This window comes from Pectobacterium polonicum, assembly GCF_005497185.1.
Taxonomy (GTDB): Bacteria; Pseudomonadota; Gammaproteobacteria; order Enterobacterales; family Enterobacteriaceae; genus Pectobacterium; species Pectobacterium polonicum.
The window spans coordinates 374740-394482 of record NZ_RJTN01000002.1 but is presented as its reverse complement, the minus strand read 5'-3'; the positions used below and the strand labels follow the sequence as shown (position 1 = coordinate 394482).

The following is a 19743-nucleotide window of genomic DNA, read 5'->3' as shown; positions in this document are numbered from 1 at the left end:
ATAAATATTCCTCATTTCTGTATAACAGGACGTTTTTATGATTCCCGGTAAAAAACTGACGCTGGCTGCACTGTCGCTGTCGGCAGCCATTCTCTGTTTACCTGCCAGCGCCCAGTTGGTATTGGCGCCTGCCGAGGCTGAGCGTTACGCGCAACACAGCTTTCCCGAATATCTCGAATTACTGACGTTGCCCAACGATGCCGCCGCGCCCGCTGATATCCAGCGTAATGCCGACTGGTTGGAAAAGGCGTTTCAGAAGCGCGGCTTTACCACGCAGAAACTAAAAAATGGCGATAAACCGTTGGTTTATGCTGAGCTGGGTACGCCAAAATCCGATCGTAAAACCATCCTGTTCTACATGCATTTTGACGGGCAACCTGTGAATCCGACCGAGTGGCAAACGCCGCCGTGGCAGCCTGTGCTAAAAGAAAAAGATGCCGCTGGAAAATGGCAAACGCTGCCTGAGTCGCGTCTTCTGAAAGGGGATATCAACCCTGAATGGCGTCTCTTCGCGCGGGCATCGGCTGATGATAAAGGGCCGATTGTTATGTTTCTCGCCGCCATGGACGCGATGAAAGATAAGGGCGTGGAGCCCGCCGTCAACATCAAAGTGTTGCTGGATTCTGAAGAAGAGAAAGGTTCACCTGGTCTAACGACGGTGATGGCGGAGCATCTGACGCGGCTGAAAAGCGATGGCATGGTGATTTATGATGGCGCGATGCCATCAAGCAATCGCCCTGGTATCAACTTTGGCAATCGTGGGTCAGTCCAAATTGACATGACGGTATTTGGTGCAAACGCGGCTGCGCACAGCGGTGGTTATGGCAATGTCATTCCCAATCCGGTGCAAAATCTGGCTATGCTGTTGGCCAGCATGAAGGATGCGGACGGCAAGGTGACGATCCCCGGTTATTATGACCGCGTTACGCTTAGCGATAGCGACAAGAAACAGGTAGCCGAGACCGCACCTCCAACTGGCGCGTTGGAGAAACGCTTTGGTGTGGCGCGGCTAGAGAATGTCGCCAGCAATGCGGCAGAAGCGGTGCAATATCCTTCTCTGGATATTCTCGGTATTAAAGCGGGCGATACGGGCAAAAAAGCGTCGAATGCCATTCCGTCAACCGCAACGGCTAGCGTGAATATTCGCACCGTGCCGGAAACGCCGCCGGATGATATGTATGCGCTGTTACGCCAATATATCGCCAGCAAAGGTTTTCATATCATTGCTGGTGAGGTGCCAACACAGGCTGAGCGCGAACAGTATCCGCACCTGATTTCCCTTAGCCTGACGGCCTATCCGAGCAGCGCCTATGCGGCGAGAACGGAGATCGACTCCCCGCTGGGCCATTGGGCCGTCGCTACGACAACCGCACCGCGCGGCATCGCGCCGGAGAAGAACCGTATGATGGGCGGTACGCTGCCGATGAGTGGTGCGGTCAGCGTGTTGAAGGTGCCATACGTGATCGTCCCTCTGGTTAATGCCGATAATAATCAGCATAGTTTTGATGAGAACTTACGTCTCGGTAACTATCTGGAAGGCATCCGAACCATTGTCGCGATGGCAACGACGCCGCTGTCTTAACCCCGTATCGTTATTGACGTGGAAAAAACGTACAGATGTGTCAACTTTTGCTGCCACCTTACTTCATCCGGTGCAAACGAAAGGGTATTATCAGTAGTAATAGCCATGTCGTGTCTCTTGAAGAAGGTAGCCGTTGATGCATCTGGAAGTAATTTGTAAAGACCGCATTGGTATGGTCCGTGAACTGTTAGATCTGCTTGCGTCACGCAATATTGATTTACGCGGCATCGAAATTGCGTCTATTGGTCGTATTTACCTTAATTTTGCCACCCTCGATTTTGATAATTTTCGCCTTCTGATGTCGGAAATTCGCCGTATTGACAGCGTTAGCGATGTGCGTACCGTGGCGTTTATGCCGTCTGAACGCGAACATCGGGCGCTGAATGCGCTGTTAGAATCTATGCCTGAGCCGGTGTTTTCGCTGGATATGAAAGGGAAGCCCGAACTGTTTAACCCCGCCGCACTGGCGTTGTTTGAACAATCGGCAGAAACCATCAGCGAGCTGACGATTGCCACGATGATCCCCGGTTTCAATTTTGCCAGTTGGCTGGAGAAGAGCGGCTCCGTCGTAGCGGAGCGCGTGGTGATTCGTGGTCAGGATTTCTTGCTGGAAATGACGCCAGTTCGTCTGGAAGATGATGCTGGGAAAGCCGCAACGGCAGGGGCATTGGTTATGCTGAAATCTGCCGCACGTATGGGTCGACAGTTGCAGAACCTCACGGTGAACGATGACAATGAATTTGATCACATCGTGGCGATTAGCCCCAAAATGCGTCAGGTGGTGGAACAGGCGCGCAAGCTAGCGATGCTGGATGCGCCGTTGTTGATCGTCGGCGATACAGGGACGGGCAAAGATATGCTGGCGCGTGCCTGCCACCTGCGCGGACCGCGCGGCAAGAACCCTTTCCTGGCGCTGAACTGTGCAGCGTTGCCCGATGACGTGATGGAAAGCGAGTTATTCGGTCATGCTCCCGGTGCGTATCTCAATGCGCAGGAAGGCAAAAAAGGCTTCTTCGAGCAGGCTAATGGCGGCTCAGTTTTGCTGGATGAAGTCGGTGAAATGTCGGCACAGATGCAGACTAAGCTGCTGCGTTTCCTGAATGACGGCACATTCCGCCGCGTGGGCGAAGATCATGAAGTTCATGTGGACGTGCGGGTGATTTGCGCAACAAAGAAAAATCTGCTGGAACTGGTGCAGCGCGGTGAGTTCCGCGAAGATCTTTATTATCGCCTGAATGTGCTTACGTTGATGTTACCGCCTCTGCGTGAGCGTCCGGCCGACATTATGCCGCTGGCTGAGCTTTTCGTGGCGCGTTTTGCCGACGAACAGGGAATTTCTCGCCCCAAACTAGCGGCAGATGTAGAACATTTCCTGCCACAGTATGGCTGGCCGGGCAATGTTCGGCAGTTGAGAAATACTATTTATCGGGCGCTGACGCGGTTGGAAGGTAATGAATTGCATATGCAGGATATCGATCTTCCTGCATTTTCGATTGATGTGCCGCAAGATGAAACTCTGCTTGATGGCTCGCTGGACGACATCAACAAACGCTTTGAGCGCTCTGTGCTGACCCGCCTTTATCAATCTTATCCAAGTACGCGCAAACTGGCGAAACGGCTAGGGGTATCGCACACGGCGATCGCCAACAAACTGCGGGAGTATGGACTCAGCCAACGCAAGTCGGCGGGGGATGATGAGGAGTAATTAACAAAACGGCTGCGTGCGCAGCCGTTTTTCACGTAATGCCAGTGTTGCTTATTTCAGTACAGCCAGCGCAGCGTCATAGTCTGGTTCAGTGGTGATTTCGTTCACCAGTTCACTATGCAGCACGTTGTCGTTTTCATCCAGCACCACGACAGCGCGAGCGGTCAGACCTTTTAGTGCGCCATCTGCGATAGCGACGCCATAGCTTTCTTTGAATTCACCGCCACGCAGGGTAGACAGTACCACCACGTTGTTCAGACCTTCCGCGCCGCAAAAGCGAGACTGCGCGAACGGCAGATCGGAAGAGATACACAGAACAACGGTGTTATCCAGTTCAGAACCCAACTGGTTGAATTTACGCACGGACGCGGCACAAACACCGGTATCGATGCTTGGGAAAATGTTCAGGATTTTGCGTTTGCCAGCATAGTTGCTGAGTGAAGCATCTGACAGGTCTTTAGCGACCAGAGTAAATGCTGGCGCTTTGCTTCCTTTAGCTGGAAATGACCCTGCTACTGGCACAGGGTTGCCTTGAAAATGTACGTTCTGTGACATGTTTGCGTCCTTAATTACAGGTGATTAACACGCTGCTCAGTTTAGGGCAACATTAGCAACATTGGTATAAAAATTACGATTAAAATTGCTGGCTTAGCAACGCGACCATCGCGTTAAGGTAGCATTCGCTGGCCGCATCTGCCGAGATTGGCGGAAGCTCTGCGGTAATGCAATGGAGCGAACGATCGGCGCACCAGCTTCCGAAAGAGCCGGGTGTGTCGTAGCCGATACTCGATACTAACGGCAGCTCGCACTGTTGCGCCAACCAGCGACCCAGTTCGGAGCGGTGCGGATCTTCAATACAGGCGAGTGGCTCATGAAAAGAGACAACCCAGCGCGGGTTAAGTTTCTCAATCAGCGTACAAAGAGCTTTCGTTTCCGGCTCTGAGCCCGCGGTTTCCCCCGTGGATAACTCGACATCACGTTCATCTGCGGCGCTATTCCAGCGATAAACCGTACTCCCCGGTTGCCAATTGCTGGCTGGGAAATTGCGATTCAGATCGACGCCGTTAGCGTTGGCACGTAGACCCAACTGACAGCCATCAGGATTGACCGCAAGAACAACGTGATGGCGTCTCTGGCCTGAGAATAGGGTACGCAGCGCGCAGGAAAGCGTCACCACTGCCGCAGTCTCATCACCGTGTGTTCCGGCAATAATCAGTCCGCTCTCTGAAGGCGCTAATTCGGCTGGAAAGTAGAGTAATGGTGCGCCCAGCAGCGATTTCCCATACGGTTCGCCCAGCGACGGCAAATTACCTCGTTGCTGGCGTGCCTGAAGAGGAATGATTGTGTTTTCCATGATATCGCCCTGTGATTGCCTATGCGTTTCATCATAAAAAAATCGGCCCGGAGACGCAAACGGCGATGCAGGCTGACAAATTGCGGGGTATCGCTGGATGATAGCGCCGATTTCTGACTATTATATTCTTCAATCAATTCATTACGCTTTCAGGTCAAATCATCATGCACTATGGATATTCTGCATTTTATGCCGCGTTGATGGCGGCCATGACGGGCAATGCTGTCGCGGCACAGGTTCCGGCGGGAACGGTTCTGGCTGAAAAGCAAGAAATCGTTCGCCACATTAAAGATGAACCCGCTTCTCTCGATCCGATAAAAGCGGTGGGGTTGATGGAAGCACAGGTGGCGCGCGATCTGTTTGAAGGGCTGGTCAATCAGGATGCCAAGGGTAACATCGTCCCAGGCGTAGCGCTGCGTTGGCAGACGACCGATAACCGCACGTTTATCTTTACCCTGCGAGATAATGCCCACTGGTCTAATGGTGAACCCGTCACAGCAAAGGATTTTGTCTATAGCTGGCGTCGTCTGGTCACGCCTGAAAACAGCTCGTCATTCGCCTGGTTTGCCCGACTCGCAGGGATTCAGAACGCTGAGCAGGTTCTCGCCGGCGACATGCCTGCTGAGCAGCTTGGGGTGACTGCGGTTAATGACCACACGCTGAAAGTGCAACTCAGCAAGCCAGTGCCATATTTTGTTAGCCTTACGGCGAATTTTAGTTTGTTCCCGGTACATCAAGCTACGGTAGAAAAATTCGGAAACGACTGGACGAAGCCGGGAAATCTGGTCGGGAATGGCGCGTTTAAGCTGGATCATCGCGTCGTGAATGAGAAGCTGGTGCTCACGCAGAATCAATATTATTGGGATAACGCTAACACGCGCCTGACAAAGGTGACTTTTGTTCCGATCAATCAGGAGTCAAACGCGACAAAACGCTATCTGTCCGGGGATATCGATATCACCGAGTCATTTCCTAAAAACCTGTACCAGAAGCTGCTGAAAGATTTACCCGGCCAGGTTTATACGCCGGATCAGCTTGGCACCTATTACTACGCGTTTAACACGCAACGTGCTCCCACCAATGATGTCCGGGTACGAAAAGCGCTGTCTTATGCCATCGACCGTAAAGTGATTGCGGAAAAAGTATTGGGCACGGGGGAAAAACCGGCCTGGAACTTTACGCCGGATGTCACCGCGGGCTTCAAACCGACGGAAAGCCTGTTGCAGCAATATTCCCAGGATGAGCTGGATGCGCAGGCCAAAGCGCTGATGGCAGCCGCAGGCTATGGCCCCAACAACCCGCTAAAACTATCGCTGCTGTATAACACATCGGAAAGCCACCAGAAGATTGCGATTGCTGTGGCCTCTATGTGGAAGAAGACATTGGGTGTTGACGTACGGTTGTCCAACCAAGAGTGGCAAACCTACATCGACAGCCGTAATAGCGGTAATTTTGACGTCGTACGGGCGTCTTGGGTCGGTGATTACAACGAACCGTCGACATTCCTTTCACTACTGACATCACACCACAGCGGCAATATCGCTCGCTTTAAAAATGCGAACTACGATCGCGTGCTGGATGAGGCGGGTAACCAGACTAACCCGCAGGCGCTGAATGCGGACTACAATCGGGCTGAGCAGATTTTGATGGATGAAGCACCGATTGCGCCGATCTATCAATATACCAACGGACGCTTGATCAAACCGTGGGTGAAGGGCTATCCCATTACTAACCCTGAAGACGTGGCCTACAGCCACATGCTTTACATCGAAAAGCATTAAGTACCGTATTAATACATCGAATGATGTGACGATAAAGCCGGAGCGATCGTGATGGTCACTCCGGCTGGTAGCGTGCAAAACTGATAGCCAAAGCGCTGATAGCAAAAACCGTTGGAGGCAAGACGTGGAATCCTTTGCAGGAAAAGAGTTGCAACACAGCGGTGCGGTTCATGCGTATCAGTTGGATGGAAAGGGCGGAATTACCCCGATAGGCGAGCAGGACGTCGTCAACAGCGAGAAACCCTGTTGGCTGCACCTCGACTCTACATTACCGGCTAGTGCTCGCTGGCTGAATAAAACGACGCTGGTGCCGGATAGCGTGCGCAATGCGTTGGCGGGGGAAAGCGTCCGCCCTAGAGTCACACGTTTGGGCGAGGGCACGCTGATCACGCTACGCAGTATTAACTTGAATGCCAATGCACGACCGGATCAACTGGTGGCCGTTCGGGTGTTTATTACCGACAAGCTGATTATCTCTACCCGACGTCGTAAGATTTTGGCTATCGACGAGATTCTTACCGATTTGAAGGAAGGCAATGGCCCGACAGATAGCGGAAGCTGGTTGGTCTCCATTGCGGAATCGTTGACCGATCATACCAGCGAGTTTATTGATGATTTGCATGAGAAAATCATCGATCTGGAAGAGGACTTGCTGGAGCAAAAAATTCCACCGCGCGGTGAGCTGGCGCTGATCCGCAAACAGCTTATCGTGTTACGCCGCTATATGACGCCACAGCGCGATGTATTCTCGCGTATTTCCGGCGAGAAACTGCCCTGGATGCAGGATGACGATCGTCGCAGAATGCAGGAAATTGCCGATCGATTAGGGCGCGGGCTGGAAGATCTGGATGCCAGTATTGCGCGTACCACGGTGCTCTCGGATGAAATCACCGCCTTGATGACCGAAGCGATGAACCGCCGCACCTATACGATGTCGCTTTTGGCGATGGTTTTCCTGCCGACAACGTTCTTAACCGGCTTATTTGGCGTCAACTTGGGGGGGATTCCCGGTGGCGATGCGCCGTTTGGTTTTTTCACGTTCTGCCTGATGTTAGTGATATTAGTTGGCGGCGTTGCATGGTGGTTAAAGCGTAGTAAATGGCTATAGCGACTGACGGTGAGTGGGAGCGTAGATACTCACAAACTGTTGCGAAGGGTTAAAAAACCACGCGTAAATTGAGCAATATCAACATTTTTTACCCTGTTGTGCGGCACTATCATTCCCGCAGGTGAATGCAACGTCAAGCGATGGGCGTTGCGCTCCATATTGTCTTACTTCCTTTTTTGAATTACTGCATAGCACAATTGATTCACACCATGCCGACAGTTTTGTCGGCTTTTTTTTGTCCCTCGATCTGGACTCTTTCCATTTCATCCCAAGCGACGTTATAAAATGCCTTTGGCATTTTATTATGGTGGGCTACGCGCCACACCCTTCGGGCCGTCGCAAGCGACGTTGTAAAATGCCTTTGGCATTTTATTATGGTGGGCTACGCGCCACACCCTCCGGGCCGTCGCAAGCGACGTTATAAAATGCCTTTGGCATTTTATTCATTAGCTTACTACGCTTAAGGGGAAGCGCTGGCGCTGTTTGGCTAGCCGTAACGCATGTCTGTACTGCTTCAGTAGCTGGATTTGCCTTAACAGTATCCAACACCGAGGAGGAAAATATGCTCACTCAAGACGCGACGGATTATCTGCAAGCTGATACGGTTCCGGTTGAACCGATTCCCATTATACCGAACGATCCGACACCTCGTCCGCTTCCCGATCCACCGCCGACAGGGCCGGAACACGAACCTGTCACTGAACCACCGCAAAATAAATAACCGCGCTGTACTCGATGGAAAACGGCAATAAAAAACACGGTGGTGAAACAGCATTTGCTGCTTCTTACCACCGTGTCCATCTTCTTACCGGTAGTGCCGTTTCTGATGATTAATATCGCGCTTATTTTATTTCCAGCACGTCAAGGCGGGTGAGTGACGAGGTTTCATCTTCTTCTTCCGGCTGCCAGCCAACAGGCTGCAACGGCAGTTCTTCACGATCAAAGGCCAAATCGCCACCATCCACCACGTCGCTGCCGTGACGAATGCTTTTGAAATCAAACAGCGCATGATCGGCAAGATGAGATGGCACAACGTTCTGCATGGCGCTGAACATGGTCTCAATACGGCCAGGATAGCGTTTGTCCCAGTCGCGCAGCATATCTTTAATCACCTGACGTTGTAGATTTGGCTGCGATCCGCATAGATTGCACGGAATAATCGGATATTGGCGTGCTTCAGCGAAACGCTCGATATCTTTTTCACGGCAGTAGGCAAGAGGGCGGATAACGATATGTTTCCCGTCGTCGCTCATCAACTTCGGCGGCATACCTTTTAGCTTTCCACCGTAGAACATGTTCAGAAACAGCGTTTGCAGAATATCGTCGCGGTGGTGACCAAGGGCGATTTTTGTCGCGCCGAGTTCCGTCGCGGTACGATACAAAATCCCGCGACGCAGGCGTGAACACAGCGAGCAGGTGGTTTTGCCCTCTGGGATTTTGTCTTTCACAATCCCGTAGGTATTTTCTTCGACGATCTTGTACTCCACGCCGATGCTATCAAGGTATTGCGGCAGGACATGCTCTGGAAACCCTGGCTGCTTCTGATCCAAATTCACCGCGACCAGAGAAAAGTTAACAGGCGCACTCTGTTGCAGATTGCGCAGAATTTCCAGCATGGTAAAACTATCTTTCCCACCGGACAGGCACACCATAATACGGTCGCCTTCTTCAATCATATTGAAATCAGCGATAGCTTCGCCGACGTTACGACGCAGGCGCTTTTGCAATTTGTTGAGGTTGTATTGTTGTTTTTGGTTAATTTGTTGATTTTCTTGCATTTTTATCTGTGCTCGTTGCAAAAGGCGTTGCGGATAGAAAACGGTTCAATGCAGACGCCAACACGTTCTGCACGATCATGGCGTGTATGGTACGGATTACGGCGACGAATGCCAGATCGTTTTACGGCAGTGTCATAACTTCGTGTTCGGCACCGATGGTTTCATGCTGTGAAGTTATGGCTCACCGTGCGCTTCATGTTGACTCTATGTGCTCTTTATTGTTGAAAATAAGAGATATTTCGGTGTATAAGCATCGTTTAGATGGGTTGATGGCGTTATGAACTTAAGGAAGAGTTATGATTTTTGTTCGTTCAGAAAATATCAAAAGTCACCACTGGCTGGCGAAGATTGCGCGTGGAGACTGCGGCGTAGAAGGTACATTTGGGCATCTTGCTATTGCGTTGCTTCTGGCTGTTATCGATCATATTTTAGCCACATATATTACAGACGGCAGTGTTAGTATGGGATACCTTGCGATAGCCGCTATGATTTTTTATGGCATTTATGTCGCTAATATTGGCATGGGATTCTGGCGTCTGACGCGGAAACTATCAGGAGAGGTTAAGATATTTCTGCTGCGTATTTTGGCTGCTGGTTGTGTGATAGTGGGAATCTCGGCGATCTTTAATGGGTTTATTATAGTCTTTGCGTTACTGGTTTTCTGAGCATATATACTCGTAATACTTCAAGTTGCATGTGCGTTGGCCGCGTTCATTACTCGGCACACTTGCGTGTGCCTCGCCCCGCTGGGGCCGCTGCAAGCAGCGTTCAAATCTGCTTCCGACAGATTTGTCACCGAATCACTTACCTAAGTAAGCTCATTGGGATTATATGAGAGACATCCTGTCTCTCACCGAAGGCCAGCCTTTGGCTGGTCAAATTCGTTCCCGACGAATTTGTCCTTCTCTTGCCGCCTTCCTGAAACTCAAATTATTTGGAGTATAGATTTGTTTGATAAATGATCCATCAATATATATCTAAAGAAACGGCGTCAAAACGTCTTCGAGTGGATATTCGAATAAAACAGAAAGGTCTGGGTAACCAGGAAAGTAAAGGTTATTCTATAAAACGACTGAATTATAAGATGACACCACGGCTAGAGAAATAATCTAGCCGTAGTGTCATCTCTTTGCTTATATATTATTGCGGCAGAACTTCTTCGATCTTAGTAATGTGCGCATCGCCACTTAGTGGTTTATAAATGTGGATTTTGACAATTTTTAACGGTGCATCTGGAGATGTTACCGTGCCTTTTGTCAGAAAAGAGTAGTTCGTACCGGACACCACCTGCGTTGCGACAAACAAAGGGGAGTAATCTACACCCAGCAGATGTACGGTAGATTTAAAAAGCGCTTTATCTGCATCATTCAAATCGCGGAAAGCAGTCCATCCACCAAGAAGTTGATCTGACATTATTTCACCTCATTGAATTTTATTAATAATGCTGTTGCCGTGATGCTCTATTGGCTTTCTGAGAGCATTGGAATGATATTATTCGATGTGATTTTATTCAGCAATGGTAATTTATCACTTTCTTTATATAAATAAAGTTTATGGATATCAAAAAAAATAACAACTGTGTGTTTGATTTTAAATAAATCAAAGTAATGTAATCCTACCAATTTAAATAATTTGACGTCTAATTATTTATTTAAAAATAAATTCTGATGCTGAATTTATTTAATATACCCCAAATAATTCGAGTTGCAGGAAGGCGGCAAGAGAGGGAGTCCCGATGAGCTTACTCAGGTAAGTGATTCGGGTGAGTGAACGCAGCCAACGCACCTGCGGCTTGAAGTATTACGGGTATAAAACCAGAATAAGTTATCTTTGCTATTACCCATCTTAAAGATCGATATGTGGAAGCGTACTTAACGTGAGTAAAATACGGCGTTCGAGACAGCATTTCGGTTTGTAAGTGATGGTTTTTTCGTCTCCTTGGGAGCGAGAGTAAGAGGGGAATATCTTTTACTTCACGATCGTGGTTGCCGGCGTGGGGCCTGATAGATATAGTCTTTGTCTGAAAAGTCATTCTCTGGGCTATGGCGCAAAGTGTAGTGTCGGAAGCGACAGCCCACCCGATCCGAGGCCAAAACATGAAAGTATTGCCATGGTTATGTACTGCTGCTGCGTTGTTGCTGGCGGGATGCAGCAATCATAGTGAAAGTACGGCGGCTACCCAACAAAAAGCCACGCAAAATGATGATGAAAGTGTAGCCGTGCTATTGAAAAGCAGTTCTCCGATTGACGTTAACTGTACGCTGATTGGTGGGACGATGGCTGTTTCCAGGCAGCTTGATGGTGCAAGCGTGGGAGCCTGTCAGTTAGCCAATGGCAAGCGCTGTAGCGAGCAATCGCTGATGAATGGCAGTTGTCCGGCAGGGTGAGTGTTGCGGCAGTCTGCACTGCCGCAATATACCCGTCATACTTCAAGTTGCATGTGCGTTGGCCGCGCAACTCGGCACACTGGCGTGTGCCTCGTCCCGTTGGGGCCGCTGCAAGCAGCGTTCAAATCTGCCTTGTGGCCTCACCCCTTCGGAGCCAACGCTTTGCGTCGTTCAAAACGCTAACGTTTTGCCCTGAAACTCGAATTATTTAGGGTATATAAGGTCAAGATGTAACCAGATTGGCGCAGGGTGCGTTTTGGCTGATGTCTTTCAGGTTCTGTAGCGTGGTTTGAGAAATGCTGATCAGCGCTTCTTCGGTCAGGAAAGCCTGATGTCCGGTAAACAGTACGTTGTGGCACGCTGATAGGCGGCGGAAAATGTCGTCCTGGATCACATCGTTAGATTTATCGGCAAAGAAGAGATCGCGTTCGTTTTCATAGACGTCCATCCCCAGTGCGCCAATTTTTTGCTGCTTCAACGCATCGATAGCGGCCTGCGAGTCGATCAATCCGCCACGGCTGGTGTTAACGATCATGACGCCATTTTTCATTTGCGCAAAGGCCGCCTGATTGAGCAGATGGTGATTTTCCGGCGTCAGCGGGCAGTGCAGGGAAATAACGTCTGCGTTGGCATACAGCGTTTTTAGATCGACATACTCCGCACCTAGCTCCAATGCCTGCGGGTTTGGGTAGGGATCGAAGGCCAGCAGGCGCATACCAAAGCCTTTCAGGATACGCATGGCGGCGACGCCGATTTTTCCGGTGCCGATAATGCCCGCTGTCCGGTTATGCATGTTGAACCCAATCAGCCCCTCCAGAGAGAAGTTCGCGTCGCGGGTACGCTGATAGGCGCGGTGAATACGGCGGTTAAGCGTCAACATCAGACCCACCGCATGTTCGGCTACGGCTTCAGGGGAATACGCAGGAACGCGTACGACGCTGATACCTAGCTCCTTGGCGGCTTCCAAATCGACATTGTTAAAACCGGCACAGCGTAACGCCAGCGTTTTGATGCCTAACTCTGCCAGTTCGGTCAGCACCTCGCGGCCACCGTCATCGTTCACGAAGATGCAAACGGCCTGACAGCCCGCGGCTGTTTTTGCGGTACGCGATGTCAGCATGAAATCAAAAAACTCCAGTTCATAGCCAAACTGTTGATTGACCTGCTCCAGATATTTACGGTCGTACTGCTTAGTGCTGTAAATTGCCAGTTTCATTGATAGTTTCTCCGAAAAATCCTCAGATTAAGCTATCAGAAAATCGGGCGGTAACAAACCGTTACCTGACTGACAGTAACGGTTTGCAAATAAGAGATGTAACGGCGTAAGAGCGGGTTTAGCGAGGGATGCTGAAGACCGACACGGCTTCAGACATGGTAGCAATCTGTTGTTCCAGGCTGCTGATGGCAGAACTGGAATGGGTAGCCAAAATGGTGTTCTGGCGGGTTAATTCATCAATGTTATTCACCGCTGAGTTAATTTGCCCCAGCCCTTGTGATTGCTCTTGTGTCGCCAGGCTGATTTGATTCACGAGCTGCGTCACCTGCTGTACCTGCGTCAGTATATTCTGCATTGACTGGCTGGTGTGATTGACCAATTTATCGCTGGTGTGAATGTTGGTAATGGTGGCATCAATGATCTCTGCGATGTCCTTGGCTGCGGCGGCACTTCGCTGCGCCAAAATACGGACTTCCCCCGCAACGACGGCGAAGCTCTTGCCTTGTTCCCCAGCATGGGCGGCCTCTACTGCTGCATTGAGCGCCAGAATATTGGTCTGGAACGCCAGATTATCCAGCACGCTGATGATGTCGGTGATCTCTTTACTGGAGCGGGTCATGGTCGCCATGGTGTCCGTGACTTGACTGACCGCTTTCTCTCCCGCATCGACGGCCTGATTGGCATCACTGGCGCAGCGTGTCGCTAACTGGGTGGCCGAAGCGTTACTTTTAATCGTCGCGGTCAGTTGTTCGACTGAGGAAGCGGTAGATTGCAAACTTTGTGAGGTATCTTCGCAACGCTGACTTAGCGTGTAATTCCCCGATGCAATCTCGCCGCAGGCGTGACGCAATTCTGCTAGCTTGCCGTTGACATCATCGACAAACGTGCGGAAATTCATACCGGATTGGTTGACGGCGCGTAATAGCATACCGACTTCGTCCACTCGATTAAGTTGAAACGAATTATCCGCCTGCCCGGATGCAGAATTAATGGCTTGGTGGAGAATTTTTTCTAGTGGTTTTGCCAGGTGTTGAACTAATAATTCACTGGTTATTGTCGCGCCAGCGAGTAGCACTAAAACAAAAACGAGTAGCGGTGTAGTAACAGGAAGGGTAGTCAGTAAGAAAAGCAGCGTGAAGAGCATGAAAAGGAAAATATAGCTTCGTATCCGCCAACGTACGGGAATGACGTTAAATAAGCTAAGAAGTTTTAACGGCCCTTTATAAATCAATAGTCCCTGATAGAGCCGACGGTTTTTTAATTTATCCTCGTTCATTCGGCGGTAAAGTGACTCTGCTTGTCGAACCTCTTCCGGTAAAACGCGTGTTCGCACCGACATATACCCGGTTATTTTCCCTTCCTTCATCAGCGGTGTTGTACTCGCTTTCACCCAATAATAATCGCCACTCTTACGGCGATTCTTGACGACAGCAGTCCAGATTTTACCGGCCTTCAGTGTTGCCCACATGTCGGCAAACGCCTGTGGGGGCATGTCCGGGTGGCGCACGATATTGTGAGGCTGATGGAGAATCTCCTCGAAGTCGTAACCACTGGCATCAATAAAATCGTCATTGGCGTAAGTGATATGGCTATCGGTGGTCGTAACCGACATTAGCTTGGCTTTTTCATCTAATAAATACTGAATATCACTGACAGGAAAATTCTTACGCATTTATTGATCCTTTTAGTATAAGCAAGCATAAAAATAATGTTTTTAGATCCATTAGCTAACTGAAAAGCGATTAATGCTATTTAATTAACGGCAATCTTCACGAAATACTTAGCGAGTAGACTTATATATTCTTACTAGTTTCGTCCGTTATTTTTTCTTTAGGAAACCGTTACTTTTTCTTCAGAAAAGTCGTTGTCTGGCTCGACTCGCTGTACGCGCTCGTGCCGATGACCAAAAGCATTCATTTGTTAAGTATATTATGACTCTGCGAATTTGCACGGTGGGCAACGTACGTTAAATGATGGGGATCAGGTGATGGACGCCCAGAGGTGAGCGCCCGTGAAAACGAGGTTATCGGGAAAGGCTGAAGACAGAGGCTGCCTGTACCATGCTCGATATTTTCTGTTGCAGATGATCGGTAGCCGAGTGCGATTGGCTGGCCAGTGCGGTGTTTTGATGCGTGAGTTCATCAATGCGATTTACCGCTTCATTTATTTGTTCCAGTCCCTGAGATTGTTCCTGCGTTGCGAGGCTGATCTCATTCATTAAATTGGTGACATGTTGGACCTGAAGTAGAATATTGCTCATGGATTTGTGCGTATGTGAAACCTGCTGTTCACCGGTGCGAATGCTATTCAGCGTTTCGTCGATGATAGTCGAAATATCGCTGGAAGAGGTGGCGCTACGCTGTGCCAGAGAGCGAACTTCACTGGCGACGACCGCAAAACTTTTGCCCTGTTCTCCCGCATGCGCCGCTTCGACGGCAGCATTAACGGCAAGAATGTTGGTCTGAAACGCGAGGTTATCCATGACGCTGACAATATCCGTAATGCGTTCACTGGAACGCGTGATGGTCTCCATGGTATCAGAGACCTGGCTCACGGCCTGTTCACCAGAGTTGACGGCCTGATTCACATCCTGCGTATAGATTGAGGCCTGAAGCGAGGCTTCCGCGTTGCTTTTGATGGTTGCGGTCAGTTGCTCCACGGACGCCGCCGTTTGTTGCAGGCTTTCTTCGGTTTCCTCACAGCACCGTGCCAGCGTGTGGTTACCTTGCGCAATTTCATTACAGGCGTTTTTCAACTCGCTCAAATTGGTGTTCACATCGTCCACAAAGGTGCGGAAATTCATGCCGGACTGGTTTACCGCGCGCATTAACATGCCAATTTCATCCACGCGGTTAAATTGTGTCAGGTTGTCTGCTTGTCCGGCGGCAGAACGCATAGCCTGAGACAAAATTTGCTCAATAGGGCGCGCGACATGGTGCACCAGAAGTTCACCACTGATAAAACAGCAGGCAATGAGCAGCGGAAAGAGTACGGATGCCAATGCTGTTCCCGCTAACAGGGCATAGGCGGCGACGAGTGGGAGCAGGCTAAAAAGCAGAAAATAACTGCGGATACGCCAGCGTAGCGACATGGTTTTAAACAGGCTCAGGGCGCGCAATGGCCCGGTATAAATGAGCAGACCATGGTGGAAGGTGCGGTATTTTAATTTACCGTTGTTCGCACTGGCATAGAGCGCCTCTGCCTGATGAATTTCTTCGGCTGATGCTGCGGTTCGCACAGACATATAGCCGGTAATCTCACCGCCTTTTCTCAGCGGCGTGGTGCTGGATTTTACCCAATAGTGGTCGCCATTTTTACGCCGATTTTTCACAATTCCTGTCCAGATATTACCTGCACGCAGCGTTTTCCACATATCCGCGAAGGCGGCTGGTGGCATATCCGGGTGGCGGATAAGATTATGGGGCTGTCCCATTAACTCATCCATGCTATAGCCGCTGACATCAATAAAGTCTTTGTTTGCGTAGGTAATGTGGCTTTCTGGCGTGGTGACCGACATAAGTCTGGTTTTTTCAGAAAGAGGGAGTTGATGGTCGGTGACAGGGGTGTTATTACGCATAAAGCAGTCCTTGATATGCTGTGTCCGAATACTGATTTAACATGAGGCATACCCACGAAGATGAATCAGTAGATAGCGGTAATGGTTCAGGTTGCTCATGGCTTTTTTACGGCGAGTCGGGCAAAAGGAGACAATCCTGATATCCGATCGGAAACGCTTTGTTCATGATGAGATAACGCGATTCATTACAAAATATAACCTCAATTAAACATTTTACCACGAAAGGGTAATAAGCCTGTATGCACAATAGGGGTAAATGTGAGGTGGATAGAATTGTTTGTTAAAAAAAAGAGCGATTTATGAATAAATAATCGACAGGTCGATGCAGCGCTGGTTTTTACAAATAGTTAACGGGATGCTTAATATTCGCTAATGATTAAAAAATACGCACTTCCAATGGCGCTCCTGCTTGTCACTTTGCTATTGGTTTCCTGGCGGACGACGCCGCAGTGGTTGCCGCGCCTTGCCAATACCTGGCTACCGACTGGCATGTCTTTGGCTGTAAAGGATACGCTGAGTTGGCAGAACAGCGGGTTACATAGCAAAGGCTTTAGCATTAAGGCTGGAGAATGCGTATTGCTTGATGTGCAGAGTATCACGCTGGGTTGGCATCGCTGGCAGTGGCATGCTGATATTGATGCTGTGACGTTAAACAGCGACTGCCTGCAATATGTGCCAGCGAGCCATAGCACTGAGCCACCCGCGCAACTGTCGCAGTGGCAAGAATGGTTGCCTGCTGCCGCTATTCAGGTGAAAAAACTGACGCTACAACCCTGGCAGGACTATGCCGGACAGGTGCGGTTCAGTAGCAAGGGCAAACAGCAACAAACGCTCGATTATCAGGGCGATCAACTGGCGTTTAGGGCCGAGCTGAATGATAAACGTCTAACTCTCCATGAGAGCATGCTCGCAACGCCTGCGGGTTTTGTGCGTCTGCAAGTCAGCGGTGAGATGGAATTAGCCGATACGCTGGATGCCGCGCCAGTGCAGGGACGTCTCACTGGGAAACTGGATTCAGGGCAGACGCCGGACCCGCTTTCTCTTCTGTTGAATTGGCATAATCAGCGAGGCGAACTGGTGCTGAATGCTGCGCATGATGACGCACCGCTGATATCGCTGCCGTGGCAATTGACGGATGAGGTGATTCAGGTTTCTGACGGCATCTGGCGGTGGCCTTATGCGGATCAGCCACTCTCTGGGCAAGTGGCGATGACATTGCAGCATTGGCGACAAGGGTTGGATGCCACCACGATTAACGCGCGTTTGAATATGCTGACGCAAGGGCATAACGGTAAGGCTAACGCCGTGTTGGTACTTGGGCCGGGTAATATTGGTCTGCTCAACAGTGAATTGCGCTTTCAGCTTACCGGACAAGCGAATTTACCGGCACTCTCCTTGACGGCGACGCTACCAGGGGTTTTGCAGGGTTCTATTCTTAATCCCGAACTCTCTCTTTTACCGGGCGCACTGCTGCGTGCCTGGGGGACGCCCGCGCCGCAGATTTATCTTGAAGAAGCGCGCTGGCCGCTGGCGGGCGTTCGGGTGAGCGCGACGGGCGTGAATGGGCGGTTACAGGCGATAGTTAAGGCGCGGGAAGCATACTGGGGACGCTTTAACCTACATCTTGACGGTCAGGCACAGGATTTCTGGCCGGATCAAGGACAGTGGCAATGGCGGTATTGGGGCAACGGTCGTCTGCCACCGCTAAAAGGGCAATGGGATGTGGCTGGGCGAGGGCACTGGCAGGATACTCTGATAGAAGTCAGCCAACTATCGAGTGGGCTGGACCAACTGGGCTATGGCATTGTGACGGTACACCAGCCTCGCCTGACGATTACTGAGCCGATTCGTTGGCAACGCGCCCGTTCAGGCGAACATTTTCAAGGGGCGCTGCAATTAGCCTCAGAGCGGACAAATTTCAGTAACGGTGGCTACTTGCCGCCTTCATTGCTAACGCTGGCGATGCAGGGGCGTAGCCCGGATGATTTCCAGTTACAGGGGCAGCTACAGGCTGAAGATATCGGGCCAGTCAAGCTGCGTGGGCGTTGGGATGGGGAACGGCTACGCGGTGGTGCGTGGTGGCCAATGCAGCCACTTAAAGTGTTTCAGCCTCTGCTTTCTCCGCTGTTGAAAATGAACATCCGCGCCGGGCAGTTTTATGCTCAGGCGGCATTTTCCGCTGCGCGTAGAGAAGGGTTCAGTGCTGGCGGACACTGGGTCGTGAAGAATGGCGGACTGTGGCTACAGGATGGTGAAGTCAGTGGGGTAAATTTTGTCCTGCCTTACCGCCTGAAAGATCAACGCTGGCAATTGGGCGTCAGGCAACCGGTCACGCTGCGAATTGACGTGTTGGACAACCTGTTTAGGATGAGCAATATTCGCGTCGATCTACAGGGTTTTTATCCGTACAGCGATCGACGCCCTTTGGTTATGTCTCAGGCCGATCTGGACGTATTGAATGGGCATATTGGGCTGTCTACGCTACGCTGGCCGCAGCGTGAACCGGCGCTGTTCACCGTTAAGCGCGTCGATCTCAGCGAACTGACTACGGCGCTGAAGCAAAAGCAGTTTGCGCTGTCAGGGCGTGTGAGCGGCACACTACCGCTGAATTTCAATCATCCGACCATGTTGATTGAGCGCGGGCGTATTACCAATGAGGGTTTCCTGACGCTGCGGCTGGATGATCAACTGGCAGATGAGTTAGCGAGTAAAAATCTGGCGGGAGGCGCGGCGATTGGCTGGTTACGCTATCTGGAGATCGGGCGCTCCTATGCCACACTTGACCTGAGTAACCAAGGTGAGCTGACATTAACGTCGAGAGTGCAAGGGAAAAATCCGCAGCTCAGCGCAAACCGACAGGTCATTCTTAACTATCGCCATCAGGAGAATATCTTCCAGCTCTGGCGAAGTCTGCGCTTTGGCGATAACTTGCGGGATACGTTGGAGCAGCAGGCGAATGAATAAACTCAAGGCAGAACAATGAATAAAAGTGAGACGGTGATGATGTGTTGCACGGTAGCTTTCCTGACGGGCTGTGTGCCGCGCATTGAGGTCGCTGCCCCCAAAGAGCCGATCACCATCAATATGAATGTGAAGATCGAGCATGAGATTCACATCAAAGCAGATAAAGAAGCGACGCAACTGCTGGAACGATCGGACAATGCCGCAGGTGATGAGATAAAGAAAAGCGCGCCGGAGGGCGCGCAATAATTAAGCCAATTAAATCAATATAATGGCAAGGGTAGTAACGATGAT

Annotated in this window: 16 protein-coding genes; 9 read left to right on the top strand and 7 right to left on the bottom strand. The window is 50.5% G+C overall.

Translation table 11 applies throughout. The features are described 5' to 3' along the window. The first annotated feature begins 37 nt into the window (after positions 1 to 37). Both EDI29_RS04115 and tyrR read left to right on the top strand, forming a co-directional pair. Positions 38 to 1582: a M20/M25/M40 family metallo-hydrolase gene (locus tag EDI29_RS04115; RefSeq protein WP_137739846.1), complete on the top strand. Its 1545-nt coding sequence runs from the start codon at positions 38 to 40 to the stop codon at positions 1580 to 1582. 136 nt (positions 1583 to 1718) lie between these two features. Then, positions 1719 to 3287, top strand: coding sequence for a transcriptional regulator TyrR (gene tyrR, locus EDI29_RS04110; RefSeq protein ID WP_137739845.1), 1569 nt, complete (start codon positions 1719 to 1721; stop codon positions 3285 to 3287). 51 nt (positions 3288 to 3338) lie between these two features. On the opposite strand, the gene tpx is transcribed toward tyrR, so the two are convergent. Both tpx and mpaA read right to left on the bottom strand, forming a co-directional pair. Continuing rightward, positions 3339 to 3842, bottom strand: coding sequence for a thiol peroxidase (tpx, locus tag EDI29_RS04105; protein WP_005972398.1), 504 nt, complete (start codon positions 3840 to 3842; stop codon positions 3339 to 3341). Positions 3843 to 3921: 79 nt separating this feature from the next. Continuing rightward, positions 3922 to 4641 carry a murein tripeptide amidase MpaA gene (gene mpaA / locus EDI29_RS04100; protein WP_137739844.1) on the bottom strand — a complete coding sequence of 240 codons (720 nt, stop codon included), beginning with the start codon at positions 4639 to 4641 and terminating at the stop codon, positions 3922 to 3924. Positions 4642 to 4805: 164 nt separating this feature from the next. Between mpaA and EDI29_RS04095 the strand changes: the two genes are divergently transcribed. The 3 genes from EDI29_RS04095 to EDI29_RS22685 all read left to right on the top strand — a co-directional run bounded on the left by EDI29_RS04095 (position 4806) and on the right by EDI29_RS22685 (position 8251). Beyond that, a complete protein-coding gene (locus EDI29_RS04095) occupies positions 4806 to 6422 on the top strand; it encodes a peptide ABC transporter substrate-binding protein (RefSeq protein ID WP_137739843.1) in 1617 nt (538 codons plus the stop codon). A gap of 124 nt (positions 6423 to 6546) precedes the next feature. After that, a complete protein-coding gene (gene zntB, locus EDI29_RS04090; RefSeq protein ID WP_137739842.1) occupies positions 6547 to 7530 on the top strand; it encodes a zinc transporter ZntB in 984 nt (327 codons plus the stop codon). 562 nt (positions 7531 to 8092) lie between these two features. After that, on the top strand, positions 8093 to 8251 hold the full coding sequence (locus tag EDI29_RS22685; RefSeq protein WP_167494473.1) for a hypothetical protein: 159 nt from the start codon (positions 8093 to 8095) through the stop codon (positions 8249 to 8251). A 121-nt stretch (positions 8252 to 8372) separates the two neighbouring features. On the opposite strand, the gene ttcA is transcribed toward EDI29_RS22685, so the two are convergent. Then, entirely contained in the window at positions 8373 to 9308 is a 936-nt protein-coding gene (gene ttcA, locus EDI29_RS04085) for a tRNA 2-thiocytidine(32) synthetase TtcA (protein WP_137739841.1), read from the bottom strand. 296 nt (positions 9309 to 9604) lie between these two features. Between ttcA and EDI29_RS04080 the strand changes: the two genes are divergently transcribed. Further along, complete coding sequence (locus tag EDI29_RS04080) at positions 9605 to 9973, top strand: hypothetical protein (RefSeq protein ID WP_137739840.1); 369 nt, start codon at positions 9605 to 9607, stop codon at positions 9971 to 9973. A gap of 475 nt (positions 9974 to 10448) precedes the next feature. Here the strand turns inward: EDI29_RS04080 and EDI29_RS04075 are convergent, their stop codons facing one another. Then, positions 10449 to 10721, bottom strand: coding sequence for a hypothetical protein (locus EDI29_RS04075; protein ID WP_137739839.1), 273 nt, complete (start codon positions 10719 to 10721; stop codon positions 10449 to 10451). A gap of 683 nt (positions 10722 to 11404) precedes the next feature. On the opposite strand from EDI29_RS04075, the gene EDI29_RS04070 reads away from it, so the two are divergent. After that, entirely contained in the window at positions 11405 to 11695 is a 291-nt protein-coding gene (locus tag EDI29_RS04070) for a putative hemolysin (protein WP_137739838.1), read from the top strand. 223 nt (positions 11696 to 11918) lie between these two features. Here EDI29_RS04070 and EDI29_RS04065 read toward each other — a convergent pair whose 3' ends face one another. The 3 genes from EDI29_RS04065 to EDI29_RS04055 all read right to left on the bottom strand — a co-directional run bounded on the left by EDI29_RS04065 (position 11919) and on the right by EDI29_RS04055 (position 16488). Further along, positions 11919 to 12911, bottom strand: a complete 993-nt coding sequence (locus EDI29_RS04065) for a 2-hydroxyacid dehydrogenase (protein ID WP_137739837.1) — start codon at positions 12909 to 12911, stop codon at positions 11919 to 11921. A 118-nt stretch (positions 12912 to 13029) separates the two neighbouring features. Further along, positions 13030 to 14583: a methyl-accepting chemotaxis protein gene (locus tag EDI29_RS04060; protein ID WP_137739836.1), complete on the bottom strand. Its 1554-nt coding sequence runs from the start codon at positions 14581 to 14583 to the stop codon at positions 13030 to 13032. Between the two features lie 351 nt (positions 14584 to 14934). Further along, positions 14935 to 16488, bottom strand: coding sequence for a methyl-accepting chemotaxis protein (locus EDI29_RS04055; RefSeq protein WP_137739835.1), 1554 nt, complete (start codon positions 16486 to 16488; stop codon positions 14935 to 14937). 372 nt (positions 16489 to 16860) lie between these two features. On the opposite strand from EDI29_RS04055, the gene EDI29_RS04050 reads away from it, so the two are divergent. Both EDI29_RS04050 and EDI29_RS04045 read left to right on the top strand, forming a co-directional pair. Beyond that, positions 16861 to 19452, top strand: a complete 2592-nt coding sequence (locus EDI29_RS04050) for a YdbH family protein (RefSeq protein WP_137739834.1) — start codon at positions 16861 to 16863, stop codon at positions 19450 to 19452. A 15-nt stretch (positions 19453 to 19467) separates the two neighbouring features. Continuing rightward, on the top strand, positions 19468 to 19698 hold the full coding sequence (locus EDI29_RS04045; protein WP_107167517.1) for a YnbE family lipoprotein: 231 nt from the start codon (positions 19468 to 19470) through the stop codon (positions 19696 to 19698). Positions 19699 to 19743: the final 45 nt, after the last annotated feature.

Bases quoted from the DNA above. Each gene is read 5' to 3' on its own strand.
- EDI29_RS04115 (WP_137739846.1), top strand. From the start codon at position 38: ATGATTCCCGGTAAAAAACTGACGCTGGCTGCACTGTCGCTGTCGGCA.
- tyrR (WP_137739845.1), top strand. From the start codon at position 1,719: ATGCATCTGGAAGTAATTTGTAAAGACCGCATTGGTATGGTCCGTGAA.
- tpx (WP_005972398.1), bottom strand. From the start codon at position 3,842: ATGTCACAGAACGTACATTTTCAAGGCAACCCTGTGCCAGTAGCAGGG.
- mpaA (WP_137739844.1), bottom strand. From the start codon at position 4,641: ATGGAAAACACAATCATTCCTCTTCAGGCACGCCAGCAACGAGGTAAT.
- EDI29_RS04095 (WP_137739843.1), top strand. From the start codon at position 4,806: ATGCACTATGGATATTCTGCATTTTATGCCGCGTTGATGGCGGCCATG.
- EDI29_RS22685 (WP_167494473.1), top strand. From the start codon at position 8,093: ATGCTCACTCAAGACGCGACGGATTATCTGCAAGCTGATACGGTTCCG.
- ttcA (WP_137739841.1), bottom strand. From the start codon at position 9,308: ATGCAAGAAAATCAACAAATTAACCAAAAACAACAATACAACCTCAAC.
- EDI29_RS04080 (WP_137739840.1), top strand. From the start codon at position 9,605: ATGATTTTTGTTCGTTCAGAAAATATCAAAAGTCACCACTGGCTGGCG.
- EDI29_RS04075 (WP_137739839.1), bottom strand. From the start codon at position 10,721: ATGTCAGATCAACTTCTTGGTGGATGGACTGCTTTCCGCGATTTGAAT.
- EDI29_RS04070 (WP_137739838.1), top strand. From the start codon at position 11,405: ATGAAAGTATTGCCATGGTTATGTACTGCTGCTGCGTTGTTGCTGGCG.
- EDI29_RS04065 (WP_137739837.1), bottom strand. From the start codon at position 12,911: ATGAAACTGGCAATTTACAGCACTAAGCAGTACGACCGTAAATATCTG.
- EDI29_RS04060 (WP_137739836.1), bottom strand. From the start codon at position 14,583: ATGCGTAAGAATTTTCCTGTCAGTGATATTCAGTATTTATTAGATGAA.
- EDI29_RS04055 (WP_137739835.1), bottom strand. From the start codon at position 16,488: ATGCGTAATAACACCCCTGTCACCGACCATCAACTCCCTCTTTCTGAA.
- EDI29_RS04050 (WP_137739834.1), top strand. From the start codon at position 16,861: ATGATTAAAAAATACGCACTTCCAATGGCGCTCCTGCTTGTCACTTTG.
- EDI29_RS04045 (WP_107167517.1), top strand. From the start codon at position 19,468: ATGAATAAAAGTGAGACGGTGATGATGTGTTGCACGGTAGCTTTCCTG.